Annotated in this window: 20 protein-coding genes; 8 read left to right on the forward strand and 12 right to left on the reverse strand. The window is 45.9% G+C overall.

Annotated elements, in window-relative coordinates; all coding sequences use genetic code 11:
- Positions 1 to 169: 169 nt before the first annotated feature.
- Positions 170 to 1,927: a GGDEF domain-containing protein gene (locus tag A3KS_RS0105970; RefSeq protein ID WP_035355454.1), complete on the reverse strand. Its 1,758-nt coding sequence runs from the start codon at positions 1,925 to 1,927 to the stop codon at positions 170 to 172.
- 227 nt (positions 1,928 to 2,154) lie between these two features.
- Between A3KS_RS0105970 and A3KS_RS0105975 the strand changes: the two genes are divergently transcribed.
- A complete protein-coding gene (locus A3KS_RS0105975) occupies positions 2,155 to 3,330 on the forward strand; it encodes an iron-containing alcohol dehydrogenase (protein ID WP_026394143.1) in 1,176 nt (391 codons plus the stop codon).
- Positions 3,302 to 4,798, forward strand: a complete 1,497-nt coding sequence (locus A3KS_RS0105980) for a bifunctional diguanylate cyclase/phosphohydrolase (protein WP_026394144.1) — start codon at positions 3,302 to 3,304, stop codon at positions 4,796 to 4,798. The genes A3KS_RS0105975 and A3KS_RS0105980 overlap by 29 nt, the downstream gene beginning before the upstream one ends.
- A gap of 34 nt (positions 4,799 to 4,832) precedes the next feature.
- On the opposite strand, the gene A3KS_RS22400 is transcribed toward A3KS_RS0105980, so the two are convergent.
- The 7 genes from A3KS_RS22400 to A3KS_RS20270 form a co-directional block, all read right to left on the reverse strand.
- On the reverse strand, positions 4,833 to 6,722 hold the full coding sequence (locus A3KS_RS22400; RefSeq protein ID WP_051355691.1) for a sensor domain-containing diguanylate cyclase/phosphohydrolase: 1,890 nt from the start codon (positions 6,720 to 6,722) through the stop codon (positions 4,833 to 4,835).
- 460 nt (positions 6,723 to 7,182) lie between these two features.
- Positions 7,183 to 7,890: a response regulator gene (locus A3KS_RS0105990; RefSeq protein ID WP_026394145.1), complete on the reverse strand. Its 708-nt coding sequence runs from the start codon at positions 7,888 to 7,890 to the stop codon at positions 7,183 to 7,185.
- Positions 7,883 to 10,591, reverse strand: coding sequence for a sensor histidine kinase (locus A3KS_RS0105995; protein ID WP_026394146.1), 2,709 nt, complete (start codon positions 10,589 to 10,591; stop codon positions 7,883 to 7,885). Before A3KS_RS0105995 ends, A3KS_RS0105990 begins: the two co-directional genes overlap by 8 nt.
- 30 nt (positions 10,592 to 10,621) lie before the next feature.
- Positions 10,622 to 11,173, reverse strand: a complete 552-nt coding sequence (gene kdpC, locus A3KS_RS0106000) for a potassium-transporting ATPase subunit KdpC (protein WP_423219238.1) — start codon at positions 11,171 to 11,173, stop codon at positions 10,622 to 10,624.
- A 37-nt stretch (positions 11,174 to 11,210) separates the two neighbouring features.
- On the reverse strand, positions 11,211 to 13,268 hold the full coding sequence (gene kdpB / locus A3KS_RS0106005; protein WP_026394148.1) for a potassium-transporting ATPase subunit KdpB: 2,058 nt from the start codon (positions 13,266 to 13,268) through the stop codon (positions 11,211 to 11,213).
- Positions 13,269 to 13,289: 21 nt separating this feature from the next.
- The gene (gene kdpA / locus A3KS_RS0106010) at positions 13,290 to 14,978 is read right to left on the reverse strand and encodes a potassium-transporting ATPase subunit KdpA (protein ID WP_026394149.1); all 1,689 of its coding nucleotides are present in this window, start codon (positions 14,976 to 14,978) and stop codon (positions 13,290 to 13,292) included.
- Between the two features lie 91 nt (positions 14,979 to 15,069).
- Entirely contained in the window at positions 15,070 to 15,456 is a 387-nt protein-coding gene (locus A3KS_RS20270; protein WP_051355693.1) for a tetratricopeptide repeat protein, read from the reverse strand.
- 473 nt (positions 15,457 to 15,929) lie between these two features.
- Here A3KS_RS20270 and A3KS_RS0106025 point away from each other — a divergent pair, with 473 nt between their 5' ends.
- Both A3KS_RS0106025 and A3KS_RS0106030 read left to right on the forward strand, forming a co-directional pair.
- Positions 15,930 to 16,430, forward strand: coding sequence for a DUF6323 family protein (locus A3KS_RS0106025; protein ID WP_026394150.1), 501 nt, complete (start codon positions 15,930 to 15,932; stop codon positions 16,428 to 16,430).
- Positions 16,420 to 17,784 carry a DUF6179 domain-containing protein gene (locus A3KS_RS0106030; RefSeq protein ID WP_026394151.1) on the forward strand — a complete coding sequence of 455 codons (1,365 nt, stop codon included), beginning with the start codon at positions 16,420 to 16,422 and terminating at the stop codon, positions 17,782 to 17,784. Before A3KS_RS0106025 ends, A3KS_RS0106030 begins: the two co-directional genes overlap by 11 nt.
- Positions 17,785 to 17,786: 2 nt before the next feature.
- On the opposite strand, the gene A3KS_RS0106035 is transcribed toward A3KS_RS0106030, so the two are convergent.
- Positions 17,787 to 18,497 (reverse strand): flavodoxin family protein, encoded by a 711-nt coding sequence (locus A3KS_RS0106035; RefSeq protein WP_026394152.1) that lies wholly within the window; start codon positions 18,495 to 18,497, stop codon positions 17,787 to 17,789.
- Positions 18,498 to 18,710: 213 nt separating this feature from the next.
- Between A3KS_RS0106035 and A3KS_RS22405 the strand changes: the two genes are divergently transcribed.
- The 4 genes from A3KS_RS22405 (at position 18,711) to A3KS_RS20280 (ending at position 22,150) form a co-directional block, all read left to right on the forward strand.
- A complete protein-coding gene (locus tag A3KS_RS22405; RefSeq protein ID WP_051355694.1) occupies positions 18,711 to 19,364 on the forward strand; it encodes a potassium channel family protein in 654 nt (217 codons plus the stop codon).
- Positions 19,361 to 20,011 (forward strand): potassium channel family protein, encoded by a 651-nt coding sequence (locus A3KS_RS0106045; protein WP_026394153.1) that lies wholly within the window; start codon positions 19,361 to 19,363, stop codon positions 20,009 to 20,011. Before A3KS_RS22405 ends, A3KS_RS0106045 begins: the two co-directional genes overlap by 4 nt.
- 124 nt (positions 20,012 to 20,135) lie before the next feature.
- Entirely contained in the window at positions 20,136 to 21,662 is a 1,527-nt protein-coding gene (locus tag A3KS_RS0106055; RefSeq protein ID WP_026394154.1) for a TrkH family potassium uptake protein, read from the forward strand.
- Positions 21,647 to 22,150 (forward strand): hypothetical protein, encoded by a 504-nt coding sequence (locus A3KS_RS20280; RefSeq protein WP_051355695.1) that lies wholly within the window; start codon positions 21,647 to 21,649, stop codon positions 22,148 to 22,150. The genes A3KS_RS0106055 and A3KS_RS20280 overlap by 16 nt, the downstream gene beginning before the upstream one ends.
- Before the next feature lie 198 nt (positions 22,151 to 22,348).
- On the opposite strand, the gene A3KS_RS0106065 is transcribed toward A3KS_RS20280, so the two are convergent.
- From A3KS_RS0106065 to nspC, 3 genes are all read right to left on the reverse strand, one after another.
- Positions 22,349 to 22,738: a PaaI family thioesterase gene (locus tag A3KS_RS0106065; RefSeq protein ID WP_026394155.1), complete on the reverse strand. Its 390-nt coding sequence runs from the start codon at positions 22,736 to 22,738 to the stop codon at positions 22,349 to 22,351.
- Between the two features lie 26 nt (positions 22,739 to 22,764).
- Complete coding sequence (locus A3KS_RS0106070; RefSeq protein ID WP_026394156.1) at positions 22,765 to 23,337, reverse strand: class I SAM-dependent methyltransferase; 573 nt, start codon at positions 23,335 to 23,337, stop codon at positions 22,765 to 22,767.
- A gap of 108 nt (positions 23,338 to 23,445) precedes the next feature.
- Positions 23,446 to 24,582: a carboxynorspermidine decarboxylase gene (gene nspC, locus A3KS_RS0106075; RefSeq protein WP_026394157.1), complete on the reverse strand. Its 1,137-nt coding sequence runs from the start codon at positions 24,580 to 24,582 to the stop codon at positions 23,446 to 23,448.
- Positions 24,583 to 24,589: the final 7 nt, after the last annotated feature.

Consider the following 24,589-nt stretch of genomic DNA (forward strand, 5'->3'; position numbering starts at 1 on the left):
AAAAAGATAACCCAGTACCGACAATTGTTACATCATGTTGTACGCATCGGAGCGGACACGGCAAAGCCTGTCCGATTCCGCGGCGAACAACAGATTAACAATTGGTCGGTACGGTAGCTTAGCGACAACCTCAAAGACGCCGATGCGCCTCTTTTTTATGTTTATCAGATCAGCTCAACAGGTAATTACTACCCTGTTTTTTCTTGCACTTCTTTTTTATTTTTGCCGCTGTTTCTGCCAATTCAAAGATGGTTTTATTGTGATCACTGGCTACTCCAGCAATGGAAACCGAGAGAAAGGGAAAATCCTCCTCCACATCCTTGCGGTCTTTGGAGGTAATATAGCCTTTGTCAATATCTTCTTTGTTATAGTATTTTACCACGGCACCATTAAAAGCATTAATAATATTGATACACAATTGTTCGGTTTTCTTTTTGGGAACAATGGCAATAAAATCATCCCCCCCAATATGACCAATAAAATGTTCGGTTGGGATCCGAGTTTTTAAGATCTCGGCAAACTCCTTTAACACCCGATCCCCATTTTCAAACCCATAAAGATCATTGTAGGCTTTAAAATTATCCAGATCGAAATAGAGAATTGTTTTTTTATCTTTGGATTTGAGCGCTTTTTCCAGCTGCTGTTCAATCATCAGATTACCAGGAAGTTCGGACAGCGGATTCAGATGCTTGGCATAGACAAACTCAATTTCAATCAGTTTTTCCATCAGGTCTTTAACCGTCACCGTTCCCTGGAACTGATTTTGCCGGGTCACAACAATGAAGTCATAGATCTTGTCAAAATCCCGTTGCATCGCATTCTTGCCAACAACATCAATGGTTGCCAGACAATCCACATGCATAAAATCCGTCGCCATGATCGTGGCAACCGGTTTATTGGCATAAAGAATATAGCCGTATTGTCCGCTGATTCTTTTATACAAGGCATTTCGGGTGATCACCCCAATTGGAATCTGATCTTCAACCACACAAAACCCCGAGAGGGTTTCATCCTCTTTAAACATTTCGTGAACCTGTGAAACAAGGATATCTGGTGAGATGGTTTTCTCCAATTTACAAATGGACTCAATGCGATCATCCAGCACCCGATTATCCAGCAGTTTTCTTTTATTGGCATTCTCTTCCATGACGATTTCAACCACATCCTTCGAGATTGAATTTAGAATTCCATTGGGTTTTTGAATAAAGTATCCCTGTCCATACTGAACCCCGATGTCAATCAGTGTCAGCAATTCTTCTTTGGTCTCGATCCCTTCGGCAATCAGCGAGGTTTCGGTATATTCCGAAAACTCGTTCAGACATCTTACCAGGGATTGTTTGGTCATATCTTTATCAATGTCTCGGATTAATTTCATGTCCAGTTTGATGTAATTGGGATGAATATCGGAGATTAAATTTAACCCCGAATAGCCGGCCCCAGCATCATCAATGGCAATCCGATAATCCTGTTCTTTATAATTGTCAATGGTTTTAATAAAGTCCGCCAGATGATTAATGGCCTCACTCTCAGTAATTTCAAAGATGATTCGTTTGGGATCAATGGCAAATTTCTCCAGATACTCCCGGGTAAAGCCTTTTCTGAATTGAACGTCCTGCATGATATTGGGATTGACATTTAAAAAAAGTTTAAATTCGCTTTCTATTTTAAAAGCTGCTTCAAAGGCCTTTGAACGGCAAAGAAATTCCAGCTCCCAGAGTTTATTGAATTTTTGGGCGCATTTAAACAGCATGTCCGGTGTATGGAGCTGCGACTCCTCCGGTCCCCGGCTAAGCGCTTCATAACCATGGACACTTCCGTCCAGCAGTGAAACGATGGGCTGAAAAACGGTCTTGATTTTTTTTTGATAAAGTATTTCCAGGAGCTCTCCTCTCAACCGCTCTTCTTCATTGTTCTGATTGATATCCAAACACATTCCTCCCCGTTGTTGATGTCACAAATTATAACCATGGGAGGCTGTTATTAATATTATCAACGTGTTAAATTTGCGTTAATTTTCAGCGGATGCGGGTAATTAGTATAGATAAATCCTTTTAGTAGCTTACCACATTTTAGGTCCCCCCAATGTTTACAGATAGAATTTCAGCTGTTATACTAAAGTAACAGATTTTCACACGAGAATGAGAGGTTATTGTTATGTCTGAAACCCTATTGGAACTAAGGAAATTTGTAATCCCGGAAATAATCATCGGTGTCGATGCCCGCTTATTAATTGGTCGTTATATATCTCATTTTAATGCCAAGAAACCGATGATTGTAACCGATAAAGATATTCAGGACTTTGAATGGTTCCATGAAACCATTAATCTGATCCGCCCCCATGTTGACAAGCTCTTCTTTTTTGATGAAACAACCCCCAATCCCAAGGATATCGAAGCAATGCTCGGGGCTGATCTTTTTTTATCACTGGGTTGCGACTTGATCATTGCCATTGGCGGCGGCAGTTCCATCGACTGTGCTAAGTGTATCAGCATCGTGGCTTCAAATGGTGGCAATATTCTGGATTACGAGGGGGTTGATGAAGTAAAAATGCCGGGCCCCCCGCTGATCTGTATTCCCACCACTGCCGGGTCTTCTGCCGATGTTTCCCAATTTGCCATCATCAAAGACACCGCCGCCAATATTAAACGGGCGATTATCAGCAAAAAAGTGGTGCCCGATCTGGCCCTCATCGATCCGGTTCCACTGATGTCGATGGATCCCTATTTAACGGCCTGTACTGCCATGGATGCGCTGACCCATGCCATCGAAGCCTATGTATCCAATACCCATTCGGCCCTTACCGACGTACATGCCCTGGAATCGATCCGTCTGATTAATCAAGCCATTGAACAGTCAATAACGCCGCAGCGAAGTATCGAAACGATGTTTCAACTGATGCTCGGTTCTCTCCAGGCCGGGTTGGCTTTTTCCAATGCCAGCCTCGGCGCCGTCCACGCTATGTCTCACTCGATGGGCGGTCTGCTGGATTTTCCCCATGGCGAATGCAACAGCATCCTGCTGGAACATATTATCCGCATTAATTTTGAAACGGTTCCCGACCGCTATCGCGATATTGCCAGACAGCTCGGTCTGGTGGTTGATAACGTCAGTGATCATCTGTTGCTTGACATGATTATCGACCGGATCGTTTTGATGCGGGAGAACTTAAATATCCCATCCCGTATCAAGGTGGATAATCTCGAAGAAAGCACAATTGATTATTTAGTGGAAAATGCCCTAAATGATCCCTGTATGGTAACCAACCCCAGGGTTTTGACAAAAGAAGAGGTGAGGATTATTTATGGACGAGTATTGCAATCCCAAAAATAAAAAAGAGATTACCCGGGAATCAATTATTGGTTTGGGTGAAAACTCCTTTAAAAAAAATTACTACTCCGAACTGCAAACAAAACTGCTGGATCTGGAACGGATCAACAGCCGCACCAGGGCGTTAATCGCCACCATTCCCGATATTTTGCTGATCAGTAATGGAAAGGGGCAGATTGCGCCGCTGAACCCTTCGTTAAATGCTGACTCTTATGCGCTGCTGGAGATCATGCGAAATCAGATTCTGATGTCTGATTTAAAGCAGGTCATTGAATTGGTTAAGCGCACCAGGGTTTTGTCCGACTATTATTTTTCGATGCCGTTTCAGGAAGCCCTTCATTATTTTGAAGTCCGGGTTCAAATTTCCAGCTTCGATGAGGTTCTGATCATGATCCGGGACATGACCGAACGGGTAATAATGGAAAAGAAACTACGTGATCTGGTTGAAAAAGATACCCTGACCCATATCAATAACCGCCGTTTTTTCGAAGCCGAGTTAGCCCAGCTCAATAATTGGAGCATCGAAAATTTAACGATCCTGCTATTGGACATCGATGGCCTGAAATTTGTCAATGACACCCTGGGACACCTAATGGGAGATCAGGTGATTGTCTCTGCCAGCCAGGTCATCAGTCGCTGTTTTCAATCAATGGGAATTGTTTCCCGAGTAGGTGGTGATGAGTTTGGCGTAATTGTCAGAAATCAGCGACCTGAAACCATCGAAGCCGCTCTGGATAAAATGAATGCCAATCTGAAGTGTTTTAATGAGTTACCGGACGCAACCTTTAAGATTTCGCTTTCCTATGGCTATTCCTATCACGCTGCCGGTCTCGTCAATACTGATTTCCTCTTCCAGGAAGCCGACAATAACATGTATCAGAACAAGTTGCTCAAAGAATCCAGCACCCGGAACAATCTGGTTAAAACCCTGATGAAAGCGCTGGAAGCCAAGGATTATGTCACCGAAGGCCATACCAGTCGGATGGACACCCTGGCCACTCTTATCGGCCAGGCGCTACGTTTGCCCCAAAATGTGATGGATCGGATTCAGTTGCTGACTAAATTTCATGATATCGGTAAGGTCGGGATCCCCGACAGTATCTTGAAAAAACCTGGTGCTTTAACGCCTGATGAGTGGAAAGTAATGAAAACCCATTGTGCCATCGGCGAACGGATTGCCAATGAATCCTCGGAACTGAAGGAAATTTCCCACCTGATTTTAAAGCATCAGGAGAAATGGGACGGAACCGGCTATCCTTTAGGCCTTGTCGGCGAAAATATCCCGATTGAGTGTCGGGTCTTAGCGATTGTGGATTCCTATGATGCCATGACCAATGACCGTCCCTACCGGGCTGCACTGTCCCCGGAAACAGCCATCAATGAGATTATCTGCTGTGCCGGATCCCAATTCGACCCCGGCATGGTAAAAATTTTCTGCAAGGTTATTGAACAACACTTAAGGCCCCAGTAATACACCATTACTGAGGCCTCCACGTTTATGTTTTTCACCTTTCTCGGGTTATCTTGGTCGTATAGGTATTTTCTTCGGCGATCACCTTTTCCAACGCCTCCACCACTTCAGGATCGTAATGGGTCCCCACATTTCGTTTCATTTCATCCAGGGCATCATCAATACTGATGGCTTGTCGATAATCTTTATCTGTTGTCATATCATCAAATCGCTCACCGACTGCAATAATTCGGGACAGTTTGGGTGTTTCTTTGCCTTTGAGTCCCTGGGGATACCCGGTGCCATCCCAACGTTCGTGATGTCCCATCACAATATTGGCCAGATCAATGGTATGATCAAAAGCATTCAAAATCCGATAGCCCACCACCGGGTGCATTTTCATTTCTTTGTAGGTATCATCGATCATATATTCATTTTTGCTGGCCACCTCTTTATCCAGAGCAACTTTTCCGATGTCATGGAGGTAGGCGGCTTTTGAAACCTTATTGATTTCGGCTTCAGACAGCTTCATTTTTCGGGCAATTTTTTTGCAAATCTCGCTGGTTTTTCTGGCATGTTCGGCTTCTGCCGGGTATTCACCATATAACTTGTCGAGAATTATATTAAAGGCGTCTTCTTTCTTTTTGCCCCGATTCAACGTTTTTTTCATATACATATTGTCTTCGGCACTGGCAATAATGACTTCAATATTTTCTTCCGGTTCATACTTGGTTGCCACGCCCAGAGACACATTTCCCTGGATCGACTTAATTTTTTCTTTGCTGAAATTGTCTTTGATTCGCTCCGATAGTTTTTGGGCATCTTTTTTTTCAGTTTGTGGCAGCAGAATCGCGAATTCATCTCCTCCCCAGCGGGCGATAATATCATCTGCCCGGCAGACTTTTCTGAATATCTCCGAAACCTTTTTGATCAATTCATCGCCGGCTTCATGGCCAAAAATATCGTTAGTCAGTTTCAACCCATCCACATCACCAATAATCACTGAAAGCGGCAGATTTCTTTCGGTATCCAGACGAACCAGTTCTTCTTCGAAAAAACGCCGATTATATAAGCCCGTTAAAGAATCATGGAAGCTGTTGTACTCAATGGCCGCCCGCTTTTCTTTCTTTTCTGTAACATCTCTGAAGATCACAATTGCCCCGTCAATATGGCCTTCGTCATCGCTAATGGGGGCAACACTTTCTTCCAGATGGTATTTTCGGCCATCTCTGGCAAGCAGTACTGCCTGACTGTCAAATTCATGCAGGGTGTTATCTTTAAACGCTTCTTCAATGGGATCTGGAACGACCCCGCTATCTTTTTCATGTTCCAAAACAAAGACCTGGGAATAATGTTTTCCCATCGCTTCTCTGGCCGTCCAGCCGGTCATTTCCTCAGCGGTACTGTTAAGCATCTCAATCTTACCCATCGGGTCGACAATCATAACGCCATCGCTAATTGACATCAAGGTTTTTAAATACTTCTCGCGGTTCTTTTCCGACGCCGAGCGGACATAAGCCCCAACGCCAAACTTTCCATTGAGCAAATCAACTGGGAATTTGGTGGTTTTGAAAATCTTACCCTTCCACAGCATTTCATCAGTTACAAAGGTTTTTGTCGCCAACACCTTTTTATCTGTTTTCCGCTCCTTTATGGCCATCTTTTCGTCCAGAATCTCGAAATCATCCTGCCCGATAATTTCTTCTGAACTGATTCCATAAAAATCTTCCATGGCCAAATTTACAAAGATATAGTTAAGCTGATCATCTTTTAGGGATACCGGGATCTCCTCAGACTCGATGAACGTCTGAACCAACTCATTAAACCGACGTATTTCCCGTTCTTTTTTTCTTTTGCGGCCTCTTTTGAGAATAAAGTACAGCCCCAAACCAAATAAAAAAAGAATAATCAGGATGATCGCAATATTCAGTGCTGTTAATTTCATATTTTTCCTTCTTCAATCACTGGTCGACACTTAACCGGTGTGATCTCTTCCTGTACCTCAGATTTTATGCATAGGTCGGCGTACCCTGTCTTCCTGCCATCGCTGAAATTAGCCCTGTTCGATACTAACCGGTCTGCGGCTGATCTTTTACCCCATATCGTTTTTACGTTAGTAGTTTATTATATCAGTTCCACATTATGATCTGTTTAAAGAAATCTATTTTTCTAAACAACTTTTCGATCCTTCTGTTTTTTCCACTTCTATTTTTGAATTTCAATTAGTTCTAGTATGCCATTTTTAGGCATTGATCGTCAATAGATTTAATAAAAATCACGAAACGTGAAAAGTCAGTTCGTTCATCTATTCCTGAGCAATAATCCCGGTCAATAAAAATACCAATCGAAAATTGTTTAACAACTCAATTGGCAGATTTTATTTTTATCTTTAATTTTCCTGACTGTCAATCTTCCAGCTCTTCCACCATCCGATAGCCGACCCCAACCTGGGTGACGATATACCGGGGTTCCGCCGGATTTTCTTCGATCTTTCGGCGAATGTTGGCCATGTTTACCCGTAACGCCTGAATCTCATTGGTATAGGGGCCCCAAACCTCCCTGATAATATAATCGTGGGTCAGCACTTTCCCAATATTTTTTGACAGCAGCACGATAATTTTATATTCAATCGGCGTCAAATGAACGGACTTCTCACCCACCGTCACCACGCGCTTATCGTAATCAATGGCCAGCTCACCAATCTCCAGACGGGTGCTTTCCATCGTGTTTTCGCCCCGGTTTTTAGGACTATGCCGGATGCCGGTGCGGATTCTTGCCAGTAACTCAGCGGTACCAAAGGGTTTGGTGATATAGTCATCGGCTCCCAGATCCAGGGCTTCGACCTTTTCCCGTTCATGTCCTCGGGCCGATACGACGACGACTGGTATCGTTGACCATTCCCGGATGGTTTTCAGCACATCCATGCCGTCCATATCCGGCAAACCCAAATCCAGTAAAATCAGATCTGGCGAATAGGATGCTGTCATTGAAATCGCTTCTTTCCCAGTGACTGCCTTGATCATTTTATAATCATTTGCTTTTAATATCGCCGCAATGAAGTTGGAAATTCCTGCTTCATCCTCCACAATCAATATGACTGACTTATTATCCATTTTCCTGGCCCTCCTGCAATGGTAAGGTGAATCGAAAAACTGCGCCGCCCTGCTCTTTATTTTCCGCTTCCATTTTCCCCTGATGGGCCTTGACGATGGAATTGCAGATGGACAGACCAATCCCCATTCCCCGGGATGAATCAGAGCTCCGTTTGCCGTCTGGCACATAGGTCTCAAAGAGATAGGGAAAGTCCTGGTCACTGATGCCTTTCCCCTGATCGCTTACTTCAAAAACTGCCTCATCGCCGAATTTTTTCACTTCAACTGCAATGATCGAATCTTCTGGCGAATATTTGATCCCATTTTCCAGCAGGTTGATGATCACCTGTTCAATCAGGGTGCCATCCATCGGGACGATCAACAGCGCCTCCGGTACCTTGACTGTAATCTTGCGGCTGGCAAAGCGTTTGCGAATCCGACTGATCGCTTCAGCCACAATTTCTTCGGCTGCCTCCGGCGTTTTAGTCACATTCATGGGACCCTCATTAATCCGGGTAACTGACAGCAGATTTTCCACCATCCGGATCAGCCACTGGGAATCCTCCCGGATATTAATTAATAATGTATCCCGTGTTTCCTGATCCATCGTGCTGGCATTCTCCAGAATCGCCGAGCTTGCCCCTAAAATTCCAGTCAGCGGGGTTCGCAGATCATGGGATATACCCCGGAGCAGATTGCTTCGCATTTTTTCTTTCTCGGATTCAATCAGCATTCGTCTTTGTTCACCGGAAAGATAATGACGCTCCAGAGCCATCTCAACCTGGGACGCGATCATCCTTAAAAACAAGCGGTTGTCCTGATTAAGAACGCCATTTGCACAGGACAAACCGATAACCCCCAGCACCTTACTGCGAGAGACAATCGGCATGTAAAAAGCTCCTGCCCCCATCAGGGTATCGGTTCCGGCCCCGGCACATTTCTTATTCATAAAGACCCAATGGGCCACCGCCCGCTCACTTTCTGTCATCAGAAAAGAAGCATCTCCGTCCAGCGATGATTGCAAAAATGTCTCAGAATCATGATCCTTTGGGTCCTGACTGTAGAAGATCGCCGACCGGCCAAAAATCTTGACCATATAGACATTGATCAACTCAATGGTTTCTTTAAAATCTCGGGATGCCAGCAATTTTTTATTGATCTCATATAACACCTCGGTACGGTGTTCCCGTTCCACCGCCAGACGAGCCTGGGTTTTGATCCGGACCGTCAAGGTACTGGTGATCAAAGACATCAATAACATAATGACAAAGGTAATCGGATAGCCCTCCTGGATGGCTTGTAAGGTGTAATAGGGGATCGTGAAAAAGAAATTAAAAACCAGTACCGTCAGGCATGAGGCCAGAATTCCATATAGATAGCCCACCGTTACCCGCGAAATAATCAAAACCGATAAAATATAAACCATAATGATATTCTGGTCACTGATGCGCAGAGCTTGAAGCAGTAACGAAATAAAGGTGGCCACCACAATGATCAACAGGGTTTTTAACCCATCCTGCCAGGAAAAGAACAGATTCCGACCGATCCGCAACCTGCGATGCTGATATGGTGCTCTGATGCTCTTCCTGGGACTGCCGGGGATAATGTGAATTTCAATGCTGGGCAGCATGGCAATCAGTTTTTCTTCAAAACTTGCCTTAAAATAACTGATCAGTGATTTTTTATTGCGGCTCTTGCCGATAACAATGTTGGTGATCCCGGTCAACTTGGCGTATTCAGCAATCACGGTGGCCACATCGCGCCCATTGAGGGTGACGATCTCGGCCCCTAACCGCTCGGCTAAAACCAGATTATCCCGAATTAATTTTTTTTCCTTATCCGTCATCACATCGCTATCCATATCTTCAACATAAACGGCTGTCCAGGGGGCCCGAAAGGCTTCGGCGGTGCGATTTGTCCAGCGAATGCAACGGGCCGATGAGGGTGACGCACTGATACAAACCATCAGCTTAATATTCGCCATTTTTTTAGACAGCCGCGGCTCGTTCTGATTATCACTACTGATCCGATTGGCAGCTTTCCGCATCGCTATTTCTCGAAGCAAACGGAGATTTTCTCGGGTGAAGAAATTTTCAAGCGCTTTTTGGGTCCGTTCCGGCCGGTAAATTTTGCCGCTTTCAAACCGTCGCAGCAATTCATCGGGTTCAATATCAATCAAGCGAATCTTATCGGCCTGATTAAAAACATCATCTGGTATGGTTTCTTTCACACCGACCTGGGTGATTCTCTGCACCACATCATTGAGACTCTCCAGATGTTGAACATTGACCGTGGTAAAAACATCAATGCCGGCATTGAGGAGTTCTTCAATATCCTGATATCTTTTTTTGTTGCGCATTCCCGGGGCATTGGTGTGGGCCAGTTCGTCCACCAGAATCAATTCTGGCTTCCGTTCCAGGGCGGCATCCAGATCAAACTCTTTTAGCTGAAGTTTTCGGTATTCCACCATTTTTGGTGCCAGGGTCGGCAGGCCACTCATGATCTGAATGGTTTCCGGTCGGGTGTGCTCTTCCACATAACCCACCAGTACATCGACGCCACAGCGCAGCTGCTCCTGGGCGTCATCGAGCATCGCATAGGTTTTTCCAACCCCGGCGGCATACCCGAAAAAGATTTCCAGACGCCCCTTTTTATTTTGTTCTTTGATAAACAAATCTTCTAATATGTCATCCGGATTCGGACGGGTATCACTAAAATCCATCACTTAATCCCCCACCTTCATCGCGTTATTTTACTGAATGCGTCCATCCAGGGCCAGATTCACCTTTAATACATTGACGCCTGACTCTCCCCAAAGGCCCAGCAGTTTTCCCGTGGTATAACGGGCAATAATTTCACGGACCGTTTTTGCTGAGATATTTCGCACCCGGGCAATCCGGTCAACCTGATATTCTGCCGCTTCCGGAGAGATATTAGGATCAACCCCACTTCCCGAAGCTGTTACCAGATCACTGGGAATCGCCCCGCTATTTTCCGGATCAAGAGCCCGCCACCAGGCCACCCGCTCCTGTATCAGCGCTTTTTGCTCTTCACTGACCGGCGATAATTGCGATGTTCCCCGGGGTCTGCCGATCAGATATTGGGGCTTAGTAAAAGTTTGACCGATCAGGGCTGAGCCCACATCGATGGTTGTTCCGTTTTCTTGTGTTACTGTAATGATACTACCATTTGCCTGATTTGGAAATGCAATTTGTGCAATACTTGTTACAATAACCGGATAAACTACCCCACAAATCAGGGTGAGCACCACAAAACTAACTAATGCCGGACGTAATTTTGACACCATCGATTCACTTCTATTTTTTTCCATCTTCTTCACCTCACCCCAGACCCAGGACGGTTAACAGCATGTCCAGTAATTTAATCGCCACGAACGGAGCCACTAAACCACCCAAACCATAAATCAACAGATTTCTTTGTAGCAATTTTCCTGCCGCCACTTCCTGATACTTAACCCCCTTTAAAGCCAGCGGAATCAAAGCGATTATAATCAGGGCGTTATAGATTATCGCCGCCAGGATGGCACTTTTGGCGCTGGTCAGTCCCATTATGTTGAGCCCCATTAATTGCGGATAAATACTGAAAAACAAAACCGGAATGATCGCGAAATATTTAGCCACATCATTGGCGACACTGAAGGTTGTCAGGGCCCCTCTGGTCATCAGTAGCTGTTTTCCGATGCGGACAATGTCAATCAGTTTGGTGGGACTGGAATCCAGATCCACCATATTCCCGGCTTCTTTGGCGGCCTGGGTTCCGGTATTCATGGCCACCGCCACATCAGCCTGGGCCAGTGCCGGGGCATCATTGGTTCCGTCGCCGGTCATGGCGACCAGATGTCCCTTGGCCTGATAATCCCGGATCAGGGCCAGTTTAGCCTCGGGGGTTGCTTCGGCCAGAAAATCGTCCACTCCCGCCTCAGCCGCAATAGCCGCCGCCGTCATGGGATTGTCGCCGGTAATCATAATTGTTTTAATTCCCATCTTGCGCAAATCTTCAAAGCGCTCCTTGACGCCATTTTTGACAACATCCTTCAGATAGATCACGCCCAGAACCTGATTGTTTCTGGCCACCACCAGCGGGGTTCCTCCATCATTCGCGACTTTTTTGACAATCTCCTGACATTCTTCGGGATAGTCGCCGCCGTTAGCCAAAACGAAGGCTTTCACGGCTTCGGCAGCCCCTTTGCGAATCTGCTGACCCTGAAAATCAATCCCGCTCATTCTGGTTTTAGCTGTAAATGGCACAAAACTGGCTCCGAGGGCTTTGATGTCGCGGCCGCGCAGATCAAACCGTTCCTTTGCCAGCACCACAATACTCCGCCCTTCCGCCGTTTCATCAGCCAGCGAAGACAATTGCGCCGCATCGGCCAAGGCTTTTTCGGTGACCCCGGTAATCGGGATAAACACACTGGCCTGACGATTTCCCAGGGTGATGGTTCCGGTTTTATCCAGCAATAACACATCCACATCACCGGCTGCCTCAATCGCTCTGCCACTCATAGCCAGCACATTGGCCTGATTCAGCCGACTCATCCCGGCAATACCAATCGCTGAAAGCAGGGCACCAATGGTTGTCGGAGCCAGACAAACCAACAGCGCGATGACATTGGTAATCGAAATCCCGGTGCCGGCACCGGCCTGTTTACTGGCAAAATAGGAGAAGGGCAGCAAGGTGGCGCTAACCACCAGAAAAATTATCGTCAGTGCGATCAGTAGAATCTGCAAAGCGACTTCATTGGGGGTTTTTTTTCGCGATGCGCCCTCAACCATGGCAATCATTTTATCAAGAAAGCTTTCACCGGCCTCTGCTGTCACCTGAATCACCAGCCAGTCCGACATCAAGGTGGTCCCTCCGGTAACAGCACTGCGATCCCCTCCTGATTCCCGGATCACCGGTGCCGATTCTCCGGTGATGGCACTTTCATCCACTGACGCCGCCCCTTCAATGACATCGCCATCAATCGGAATCTGCTCGCCGGACTTGACATAAACGATATCGCCCTTTTTCAGGCTACTTGATGGAACCTCGGTGTAAACCGCCACATCGGCTGAGGATTTCAGCTTCCGCGCTTTGACATCTTTGCGGGCACTGCGCAAACTGTCGGCCTGAGCCCGACCACGGCCTTCGGCAATGGCTTCAGCAAAATTCGCAAATAAAACCGTAAACCACAGGATTAAGGCAATCGCCAGGGTATAACCGGCCCCTTCGTCGTTAATCTGGGCGAAACTCAGGAGATAAAGGGCGGTGGTCATGATGGCACCGACAAAAACCACAAACATCACCGGATTTTTTAACTGCACCCGGGGGGACAATTTAGTAAAAGATTGCCTGATGGCATCAATCAGAATATTTTTATTCAACTCATTATTTTCCACTATTATCAACTCCAGTCGGCCTTATATTACGGCTGTAAAATAATCTGCAATCGGCCCTAAGGCCAATGCCGGCAAAAAACTCAGCGCCCCGATTAACAGCACAATCGCAATCAGCAAACCGATAAACAGGGCATTGCTGGTCGAAAGCGTTCCTTCGGTTTTGGCAACCATCTTCTTATTTGCTAAATTTCCGGCCAGGAAAACCACCGCCACCAATGGCACAAACCGCACGATCAGCATGATCAAGCCGCCAACCACATTCGTAAACACGGTGTTGGCCGCAAACCCGCCAAAGGCGCTGCCATTATTATTGCCCATTGAGCTAAAAGCATACAGTATTTCTGAAAACCCATGGGGGCCCGAGTTTGTCAACCAGTCACTGGCCTGGGGCATCAACACCGCCAGTGCGGTTCCCAGCAGGGTGAAAACCGGCGGTACCAGAACAATTAAACAGACCATTTTCATATCAAAGGGTTCGACTTTTTTGCCCAGATATTCGGGTGTCCGTCCGACCATCAGTCCGGCCATAAAAACAGTCAGGATCACAAAACCAATCATGCCATACAGACCGCTGCCGACACCGCCAAAAACAACCTCACCGATCTGCATTAAAAACATCAGGACCAAGCCCGCCAGCGGGGTAAAACTGTCATGCATGGCATTCACCGAGCCATTCGATGCCGCCGTGGTGGCGGTTCCCCACAACGCCGAGGTTCCAACCCCGTGAATGATTTCTTTGCCCTCCAGATTACCGGAATCCAGCACACCCGGAACCAGCGGCACCCCGATGGTTTCGCTGATGGTCACAGCCGCCAGTGCGCCGACAAACAGGATCAGCATGACCAGATAGATGGCCCGGCCCTGCTTCATGTCGCCCACGGCTTTGCCAAAGGCCACGCAAAGCGATGCCGGAATCAGCAGAATGGATAACAGCTGTAAAAAGTTGGATAAGGCGGTCGGATTTTCCAGCGGGAACGCCGAGTTCATTCCAAAAAAGCCGCCACCATTGGTGCCCAACTGTTTGATCGCAATTTGACTGGCTGCCGGTCCCAGGGGGATGCTTTGGGTGATGCCGGTTTCCAGTGCCACAATTTCGTGGTAGGGACTGATTGTCTGAACACCCCCCTGGGCAACCAGCACCAGCGAGAATACCAGCGATAGGGGGATCAGCAGATATAAACTGACTCTGATTAGATCTACCCAAAAACTCCCAATCGTCGTTTTTTTAGTCTCAATAAACCCTCTGAGCAGGGCAAACAGTACTGCGATTCCAGTCGCTGCCGATAAAAAATTCCACACCCCCAGAGCTAATGCCTGGGTCAGATAGGAGAGGCTTGACTCCCCCGAATAAGCCTGCCAGTTCGTATTTGACACAAAGCTGGCCGCCGTATTAAAGGCCAGATCCCAGGATGGTGCAGCCAGATTTTCCGGATTAAATGGCAGACTGGCTTGGAGCATTTGCAGCCCAAACACAAAGATCAGTCCCAAACCACTGAACACCATCACCGCCAGGACATAGTGTCCGGGACTCATCTCATCCTCCTCCCGGATGCCCATTAAACGGTAGATCATTCTTTCAAGTGGCAGCATCAACGGGGACAGAAATGCCCTTTTCCCAGTCATTACCTTAACCAGATAGTTACCCAGGGGAATTGAAAGCGCCACCAGAATCACCAGATACAGGCCATCGACTATTATCACCTGGCTCATAGTTCTTCCCCCTTAAATAATACCAACACCAGATAAATCAGAAGCATCAACGCAATCAGCCCTGAAACGACTAATACCACGTTCATCGCTATCACTTCCTGTCTTTTTTGCGCAGATGTCCGACATGATTCCAATCGTATTCAATGATATATAAATCTTCTTCGCTCTGTTCTGGTGTATCCCCAAAATCAATATGCGCACTTCTGCCCCGCAATTCAAAGGTAGAAATTCTTTCCAGATTCCGCATTGCTGGTGTATAGGCGGGATCCAGAGCATTGGCAGCCCGATAATGTTTATGAGCCAAATTATCTTCCTTCAATAATTCTTCCAAAATACCATACAGGTTATGCACCACTGGGGAATGGGGATTTTCATTCATGGCTTTTTTTATTTGTTCTTCGGCCATAATATAGTCCCCCACTTTTAAAGCCTTTTTTGCTGAAGCAATATATTCTTCAAAGGCACTCATTCTATTCATCTTCTTTTCCTCCTGAATTCAAATATTCTTTGTAATTTAATTATATTTATTTTGCAATTAAATTGGCATATTGAATCGTCGTCAGAGGATAAAGATTACATTAAGACGTTGGCCTGCTGACCAGAATAACCTTTTGAGAGCGCCTTCCGGAATTTTTTACCGGCGATTACCGATAATATAGAACGCACTCGTTACACTAGACTCGTCTGATTGTGCCGGGAATGCCTTTGCCGGCGAAAACAAGCTTTCGCGTCATAGTCACTTACTGCACTTTAATAAAAAAAACAGGTGTTGTTTCTTAAACAACACCTGTTTTGTATTAAAAATTATTGATTTATTCAATTTTTCGTGATATTATTGATAACATACACGCAATTTACCCATTTTATTATTTTACAAATAAATGATACCATATTTTGTCATTATTGTCAATAGGTAGTTTATTTTTTTGTGTATGCCAGGGAGGTACCCATATGTCGTTTGAACTGATGCTGTTTGATAATTTTCTGCTGGAAAAACAGGCCGTTTCGGAAGTGTTGTTATGCAATAAATTTACCGAAGACTATTCATTGGTATTGTCTGAAGAACAGGCGCTGGAACTGGTGGAAACCCGATCCTATTCACTGAAAAATTTTGGCCGAATCGAGTTTGGGGGCGGAATCATTGAAAAAGTAATCCGGACCTTTGCCGATACCCCCTATATCTCCCAATACCGCTATGCTGAGTTCTTGAATGAACTGGTTGAGATCTTTTATTATTTTAAAAATGAAACCCTGGATTTAATGAGCGATGATGATCTCATCAACTATATGAAAAAGTATTTTGATGGAGTCTGTCAGGGTTCTCTGGATCAACTTAAATTTCGGGAACTGGAGCGGATGGCTAAAAATGTTCGACTGGGACTGGATCCTGATTATAACGATCTTTATGATAGCGAAAAATTGATGGAAGCAGAGGATGACGATGAGCAATAGTATTAAAAAACAGACCAGGATTGATGTCGACAAACTGAGTGGCGAATTTTATTTTCAGTCACTGCTCCAGGAGGCCTATGTCAAAGGCGCACTGAGCCCCAAAGAATCCGAGCGGGTTCAGCGGGAATGTCTTAAACTGCTGGCTGACTGTACCGAGCGGTTTACCCGGGGCCAAAGCAGCTCGGTCCGGGTTGAAATCGCCCAGGGAATCATGGCTTCCAACCTCTTTACCATCGGCCTTTACCTTAAATCACTGCCCGATGTGGATGCCGTCCTCTTCCAGATTGAAAATGAACCGATTGAAAAACTCTATGAATATGGTTTCCAGGTGCTGAAGCGAAAAATAAATGTAGCCCATTATTTTTTTAACCAGGTTTGTAAAACCAAGCTCGAAACCGCCAATCATGCCTATAATATCACCATTGGCCAGGGTTTTAAGCCCTTTTTCGAAAGCTATGAAATAAATTTTCATGCTCACGAAATCCCCAGTGACATCGACTATCAACTGATCCATCCGGTCACTGATCTGGCCGGGGTTGAGTTCGTCATCAAGTATCTGGAAAACCTGTACTATGAAAACTTGTTTTGTTCCTATTTTGATGCCGATATCATTCACGAAGTCATGAGTGGTTATGATCCGTCCTACAAAAATCTCCTTGATAATATCTGTGCGCAGGTTTTTCAAAACGCGCTGGGTTGCCAATTACTAAGTGCCCCACTGCCCCCGCTGGATTTTAGCCCGGCCGATCTCAATCGCCTCGATAAAAAATTACGTAGCCATAACCAATTAGAACTCCAAACACAATTAAAATCAGCAGCCCAGGAGTTGATCACGGATCTGGAACTAACCAATCCGACCCAGAAAAAATACCTGCTCGCCAGTCTTCCGCAGATCACCACCACCGTTTATCAGGGACTGGCCACCCACTCTCTCGACAAGGTTTTTGTACCCCGATTCAATCCCAATATCAAGCCCATTATCCATTACAATATGGGCATTAAAATGGATGACAAGGCTTATCGGGAACTGGTTACGGAATTTTTATCCTGCCGCTTTTTCGAGGATAAGCTGGCTATCATTAAAGAACAGATTAAAACCCTGGCCGATATGGAAGATCTGCTCATCGCCAGCGAACTGGAGTCTGCCGAAGCAGCCATGATCTTTGCGCTGCTGGAAGACATTGAGCTGGCCGTGCTGACCACACGTCATCCCCTCCATCCGGCCATTGACGCCATTGATTATTCGGTTTCCGAAGTCCGAATGCAGCAAAATCTGGACGCTTATCTGCGGGCGCTACCCCGGGAGCGACTGGCCAGGATTCTTGGCATGACCACCACCATTGAGGTGGTCTGATTTTAAAAAGGTTTCGTCCTGTTTAACCAGCCATGAGCTGCCCAGTGATTGCGATCGGTGAGATTCCAGTCATTCTTTTTCATCATATTCTTCATCATCACAAACATGATTTTTCTAAACAAGGGCCCTGCACTGTGTTCAATATTAGCCACCGCTACGGTGGCTTTTTGGGCCAGCTGGGCCATGTCTTTTTCGATTTGACCGCGCTTTTTGTCGGATATGTCACTCCATTTCATGGCGGCCACTGCCTGCTTACTGGCAAACCGTTTTTTGACCCCCCAGAATTTCAGACTGTTCTGCATCGTTTTGGTGGTATGGGAAAGACCCGCTCCGGCCGTGGTGGCAAAACTGATCCCTACCTTATTAAACATTTTGGGATTGGGCCGGTGGCTGAGCCACATAAAGCAGAGATGATCCAGCAGTGCTTTTAACTGACCGCTAACATCCAACCCGTAAACCGAAGAGGTCAGGATCACCAGGTCAGCCTCTTCCAGGGCGGCTACAATGGGCTGGATCTGATCGGCATGGGGACAGGTGTCTTCACCCTTGAGAAAGCAGGAAAAACAGCCACTGCAAAAATTAGACATGTCTTTGGGCAGATAAAACTCCCTGACTTGAGTTTCTTCCAACTGCGAAATCTTTTCTAGTAGCAAATCCTTACAATGCCAGGTGCTGCCATGGCGCATGGTTCCATTGATTACTGTTATCTTCATTTTTCCATCCCTCTCTCAAAATAACCCCTAGTTTACCTCATTATAGCGAAGGACCGTTAATTTTTCAACGCTTATCCATTAATATTAAATTTATATAAGCCCTCCACATCTTTATACAAACTTTATAGGATCTATGATAATTTTTTAGTAGGGTAAATAATACCAAAATTATTTCGTTTATCCATCATCTCAGCTTCATATTAGGAGAAAACTATGTATATCATTATTATTGGCTGCGGCAAGCTAGGCAGCACCTTGGCCAAAGAGTTATCCATCACCGGATACGACGTTTCGGTCATCGACCACGACAGCGAAAAACTGAATGTTCTGGGGAGCGGTTTTAATGGTTCCAAATTTAGAGGCATTGAATATGATAGTGATCGCTTGCTGGAAGCTGGCATCAAACAAGCTGATTTTGTTCTAGCGGTAACTGCTGATGATAACATTAACATTACCGTGTCCCTGATCGCCAAAAAAATCTACCATGTACCCCGCATCATTGCCCGGGTCGGGGATCCCAGCCGAAAACATATATATGACATGCTGGATATCGAAACCATTTGTCCCACCCAGCTGGGGGTGGAGATCCTTAAACGGAAGATCTCTGAAAAAAATGTGGAAGTGCTGGCGGTTATTCAACCGGACATTGAAATTATTGAACTGACTGTAAAAAAGCACAAACCTTGTACAGTAAAAAGTATCGAAGAAAAATATAATTGTATCCTGTCCGGGTTAATGGTGGCCGATCGCTTTGTTTTTCCTGAAAAAGATGCGCTGGTTCCCTATGGTGCGAAAATTATCTGTACCATCCTCAAGAAAGATAAAGAAAAAATCATTACCTCATTGGCTAAGGAGATATCACGATGAAATCAATCATTATCGGGGGCGGAAAGGTCGGCTATTATCTGGTCCAGACCCTTAAAAAAAGAGGCTATCACGTCGTCTTAATTGAAAGAAACGGTGCAATTTGTCAAAAAATCGCTGAAGACATTGACATTGAAATAATTTGCGGCGACGGTACCGATCTGGAAGTTTTAAAAGACGCCGGCATCCAGGAAGCCGAAATCATTGCCGCCGTCACCGGAACCGATGAAGAAAATTTGGTGATCTGCGAGATTGCCAAGGTCAGTTTTAACATTAATAAAACCATCGCCCGGATTAATAATCCCAAGAACATTGCCATGTTCAAGGCTCTGGGGGTGGATAAGACGGTTTGCAGCACCGAGGTGATTGCCAATCTTATCGAATATGAATTTGACAAAGATAATTTTAAACTGATCCACACCTTTGAGCGCGGCGCTATGATTCTCGTCGAAATCATCATCCATGCCGATGACCGCTGGTCCAATCAATTTATCCAGGACATGGATTTGCCGGCCGAATGCGTCATCACTTCGATCCTCCGGGATGAACAGGTCATTTATCCCCGCGGCGATACGCGGTTTCTGGAAAATGACAAAGTGTTGGTGATTACCAATAAGGCGGCTTTAGCAAAATTAAAAAAAATTCGATAACGGGAAGGAAATCAAATGGAATCACGAAAAAATGAACTGCTGGGGCTGATGATTGAACTGCTGTCGGTATCGGCCTATGTACTGCTGTTTTTTATTCTAACCCTTGTGATGATTTAGAATTGCCATGAATACTTTTAACGGACGCTTTTACAGTATCTTAATCATCAGTTACTATACCGGTTTTGTTGTTCTGGGCATCGCCCTGTTGATGGTTCTCCCCATTTTGACAGCAGTGGGTCTTCAGGAATGGAATCCTTTTTGGGATTTTATCATCACCATGGCGATTTCGGTTATTCTGGGACTGCTCCTGATTATAATCGGAAAACAGACCCGCCACAACAAAAGCTTTGTCCAGTGGAAACACGGTTTTGTGGTGGCATCACTTTCCTGGATTATTTTGATGTTTTTGTGTGCTATTCCCTATTTGCTCAGTGGCCATGTCAATTCAATTCTGGATGCCTGTTTTGATGTCATGAGCGGCTTTACTACCACGGGCATGGTTTTGACCCAGGATCTGGATCATATCTCGCTCAGTTTAAATCTATGGCGTCATATGCTCACCTTTATTGGCGGTCAGGGGATGATTGTCCTGGCGTTGACATTCTTATTAAAAGAAACCGGCGGTGCCTACATCTTTTATGTCGGGGAAGCCAAAGATATCGACCTGGTTCCCAATGTCAAGGGAACGGCTCGGATCATCTGGAAAATCAGCATGGTTTATCTGTTGATCGGAACGGCAGCCTTGTGGATTGACGGCATGACCATCGGACTGAACCCCCTCTCGGCATTTTTTAATGGCCTGTTTATTTTTGCATCATCCTGGAGCACCGGCGGTTTTGCCCCCTATACCCAGAACATGATGTATTACCATAGCTTTTCTTATGAAAACCTGACGATCATCTTTTTTATTCTGGGTTCATTGAATTTTGGCCTGCATTATGCGATTCTTTCCGGGAATAAAAAAGAATTGCTCAAAAACATCGAAACCCAGAGCTTTTTTATCACCTCCTTTCTGGCCAGCGTTCTGGCCGTCATGTGGCTGGCTCGAACCGGCGTCTATCATGATGCCATCGCGATGTTTCGACGGGTTGTTTACAATGTCTTGTCCGCCCATACCACCACCGGATTTGGTTCGGTTTATGCCCGCCAATTCGCCCTGGAATGGGGTGACTTCGGGATCCTGATTCTCGTCATTGTAATGTTGATTGGCGGCTCGGCCTGTTCCACCGCCGGCGGCTTTAAGGGACTGCGGATCGGCATCATCTTTAACAGCATCCTTGCTGATGTAAAACGCTTGTTGGCTTCAGAACGCAATGTCAAAGTCTTTCGTTTTCACCACATCAAGGATCAGATTCTGGCGGATGGCCTGGTCAAGGCATCGGCCCTGATCATCATTTGTTATCTGATCACCTTTGCCATCGGAACGCTGATCGGCACCTTTTATGGCTACCCACTGGCCAGCGCCGCCTTTGAAGCGGCCTCGATTACCGGCAATGTGGGATTATCCATCGGCATCACCGTCCCGGGTATGCCAGCAGTGATGAAAATCTACTATATTATTGCCATGTATCTGGGTCGACTGGAGTTTCTTTCCGTTTTCGCCCTCATCGGCTTCATCATCGGAGGCATAAAAAAATGTTGGACAAAATAATAAAAGCTCTTTTGCTTACGGTGAGCCTGCTTTTCTGCCTGAATGGAAGCGTATTGGCCGCTGATGTAGTCGACCTGAATCAGCTGGTGGAAAATGCTGAAATAATGGACGGTCAAACCGTCACCGTCAGCGGCGAAGCCATTGGTGAAGCGATGGAACGGGGCGACCACGCCTGGGTCAATATCAATGACGGTACCAATGCCATGGGTATCTGGATGCCGCTTGACGATATCCAGAGCATTAAGGTATTTGGTGATTACAAGCATCTTGGCGACCAGCTTCAGGTCACCGGGGTGTTTAACCAGGCCTGTGTTGAACATGGCGGCGATGTCGATGTTCACAGCGACTCGATCACGGTGGTAGCGGCCGGTTATGCCACCGCCGAATCGGTTCCAGCGCTAAAGATCGTCATTGGTCTCGTGCTGGTGTGTCTGGCTTCAGTGCTTGGTTTGATCTACCTCAAAGTTATAAAAAAAAGTGATGGCTAAGCCATCACTTCAGACTGTCAAAAAAGATAACCCAGTACCGACAATTGTTACATCATGTTGTACGCATCGGAGCGGACACGGCAAAGCCTGTCCGATTCCGCGGCGAACAACAGATTAACAATTGGTCGGTACGGTAGTTTGTCGACAACCTCAAGTGATAGCTAAGCCATCACTTTTTTCATTATTCTTCAGGACATTTTAATTTTTGATAAACCCGGTGGCATTGAATTTGGCAATCAGCACCTCATTGTCCTCATCAAAAATATCCACGTTATAGTTACCAAGACTTCGGCTTGACGAGGTTTCGGTGGCTTTGGCCAACAGATATTTCCCCTTGGCCGGTTTGAAATAGTTGATGTTGGCATTAATGCCGACACTAACTTTTCCGCCAGCATTGGCTGCGGCTGCAAAAGCAAAATCCGCCAGGGTGAAAATAGCCCCTCCCTGAACAATGCCCAATCCATTCAAATGTTCTTCTTTAATTTTCATTCTAACCTCGGCATAACCGATATCAACCGTTATCAACTCCAAGCCAAGTAATTTGGCAAATTGATCATTTTTAACTGTTTTTATCATTTCTGTATTCATTTGATCTGCCTTTCCGAAGGTGTTAATTATTTTTTAGAGAAAACGAGACCGTAGAAATTTTCAGTAAAGGTCATTGTCTCCTGACATTCAAAATCAATTTCCTTTAACATCGCAGTTAGCTCGTTGCTGCTAATCCGATGATCAACAGGTGGTCCCATTTCGGTTTCCCCTTTTTCCCAATCAATAATGGCCAGCTTGCCTCCGGGTTTGATAATCCGGCTGCTTTCTTCCAGAAATTGATTTTTATCAACAATTTCATGGATCACATTAACCATCAAACCAAAACTGACGGACTCATCCGGAATCATCAGATCCAGTTCTTCGGTTTTTACTATTTTTATATTATTTAAACCCGCTGCTTTGCTGCGAAGTTCAACCTCCGCCAGCATTTCCGGCGAGGTATCCAGCGCATAGGCGCTGTTGTTGCCGATTAACTTAGCAGCCGGAATCGTAAAATAGCCAATACCGCTGCCGATATCGGCAAACACATCGTCCGGCTTCAATCCCAGTTTTTCCAGGGTCTCGACCGGTGGCAGGTTTTCCCTGCGCCACTCATTATCCAGTTTCTTTTTATTATTAGGGTTAAACTTATGTGCCATATGTTTCTCCTGTTCGCTGTATTTCCGCTTTTGAATATTTCTAATTTAAACTATTATATCATAAAGGCAACCTGGATTAACCGCTATTTTTATAAAAACCGGTATCTGTTAAGATAACCGGTTTTTAAAATCTTCATATCCAAATTGTTTGACCATCTGAATCGTTTTTTCCTGGCTGAAGATGGCAATGGCGGGGAGATTCATGCCATTAAAGGTGTTGGTTTTAACCATCGAATAAATGGCCATGTCGCAGAACACCAGGCGGTCGCCAATTTTTAGCGGCTCATCAAAGACGTAGTCGCCGATAATATCCCCGGCCAGACAGGTCGGCCCACCCAGCCGATAGGCAAAGGGTTTTTCACCCGGTAAGGCGGCTCCGATAATATTGGGCCGATAGGGCATTTCCAGTACATCCGGCATATGACAGGCAGCGGATGTATCGAGGATGGCATTGTGAATGCCATTATCGACGATATCCAGCACCGTCGCCACCAGAAAACCGGTGTTGAGGGCTACGGCTTCGCCGGGTTCAAGATAGACCTTTAGCCCGTAGCTGTCCTGAATCCGCTTGATGCAGGTAATCAGTTTTTCGATATCGTAATCATCCCGGGTGATATGGTGGCCACCCCCGAAGTTGAGCCATTTCAGCTGCGGCAGAAATTCGCCAAAATTTTCTTCCACTGCTTTCAGAGTTTCCTCCAAAGCATCGGCATTTTGCTCGCAGAGGGTATGAAAATGCAGCCCACTGATGCCTTCCAGCAATTCTGGTTGGAACTGAGCCCGGGTGACCCCCATCCTTGACCCTGGTGAACAGGGATCATAGATGGCGTGATCCTGGGTGGAACATTCCGGATTAATCCGGATCCCGCATTCCCGGCCGGCGGCAATCGCTTTTGCCCCAAATTTCTGCCACTGATTGAAGGAGTTAAAAACGATATGGTCGCAGAGCCCGACGATTTCGTCAAACTCATCATCGCGATAGGCGGTGGCAAACACATGGGTTTCGCCACCCATTTCCTCATGACCCAGCCGCGCTTCAAAGAGCCCACTGGCCGTGGTGCCGGCCAGATAGCGACCGATCAGGGGGTAAAGCGAGAACATCGAAAAAGCCTTTTGGGCCAGCAGAATCCGACACCCGGTGGCTTGCTGGACCCGGTCCAGAATTTTTAAGTTTTTAATCAGCAGGCTTTCATCGACCAGAAAACAGGGCGTCGGCAATTCCTTGAAAGCGTCCGTTAATTCCATTTCCGCC

The organism is Acetobacterium malicum subsp. dehalogenans DSM 11527, assembly GCF_000472665.1.
GTDB lineage: Bacteria > Bacillota > Clostridia > Eubacteriales > Eubacteriaceae > Acetobacterium > Acetobacterium malicum.

Excerpts from the sequence above, each read along its gene's own strand:
- A3KS_RS0105975 (WP_026394143.1), top strand. The coding sequence starts at position 2,155 with ATGTCTGAAACCCTATTGGAACTAAGGAAATTTGTAATCCCGGAAATA.
- A3KS_RS0105980 (WP_026394144.1), top strand. The coding sequence starts at position 3,302 with ATGGACGAGTATTGCAATCCCAAAAATAAAAAAGAGATTACCCGGGAA.
- A3KS_RS22400 (WP_051355691.1), bottom strand. The coding sequence starts at position 6,722 with ATGAAATTAACAGCACTGAATATTGCGATCATCCTGATTATTCTTTTT.
- A3KS_RS0105990 (WP_026394145.1), bottom strand. The coding sequence starts at position 7,890 with ATGGATAATAAGTCAGTCATATTGATTGTGGAGGATGAAGCAGGAATT.
- A3KS_RS0105995 (WP_026394146.1), bottom strand. The coding sequence starts at position 10,591 with ATGGATTTTAGTGATACCCGTCCGAATCCGGATGACATATTAGAAGAT.
- kdpA (WP_026394149.1), bottom strand. The coding sequence starts at position 14,978 with ATGAGCCAGGTGATAATAGTCGATGGCCTGTATCTGGTGATTCTGGTG.
- A3KS_RS20270 (WP_051355693.1), bottom strand. The coding sequence starts at position 15,456 with ATGAATAGAATGAGTGCCTTTGAAGAATATATTGCTTCAGCAAAAAAG.
- A3KS_RS0106025 (WP_026394150.1), top strand. The coding sequence starts at position 15,930 with ATGTCGTTTGAACTGATGCTGTTTGATAATTTTCTGCTGGAAAAACAG.
- A3KS_RS0106030 (WP_026394151.1), top strand. The coding sequence starts at position 16,420 with ATGAGCAATAGTATTAAAAAACAGACCAGGATTGATGTCGACAAACTG.
- A3KS_RS0106035 (WP_026394152.1), bottom strand. The coding sequence starts at position 18,497 with ATGAAGATAACAGTAATCAATGGAACCATGCGCCATGGCAGCACCTGG.
- A3KS_RS22405 (WP_051355694.1), top strand. The coding sequence starts at position 18,711 with ATGTATATCATTATTATTGGCTGCGGCAAGCTAGGCAGCACCTTGGCC.
- A3KS_RS0106045 (WP_026394153.1), top strand. The coding sequence starts at position 19,361 with ATGAAATCAATCATTATCGGGGGCGGAAAGGTCGGCTATTATCTGGTC.
- A3KS_RS0106055 (WP_026394154.1), top strand. The coding sequence starts at position 20,136 with ATGAATACTTTTAACGGACGCTTTTACAGTATCTTAATCATCAGTTAC.
- A3KS_RS20280 (WP_051355695.1), top strand. The coding sequence starts at position 21,647 with ATGTTGGACAAAATAATAAAAGCTCTTTTGCTTACGGTGAGCCTGCTT.
- A3KS_RS0106065 (WP_026394155.1), bottom strand. The coding sequence starts at position 22,738 with ATGAATACAGAAATGATAAAAACAGTTAAAAATGATCAATTTGCCAAA.
- A3KS_RS0106070 (WP_026394156.1), bottom strand. The coding sequence starts at position 23,337 with ATGGCACATAAGTTTAACCCTAATAATAAAAAGAAACTGGATAATGAG.
- nspC (WP_026394157.1), bottom strand. The coding sequence starts at position 24,582 with ATGGAATTAACGGACGCTTTCAAGGAATTGCCGACGCCCTGTTTTCTG.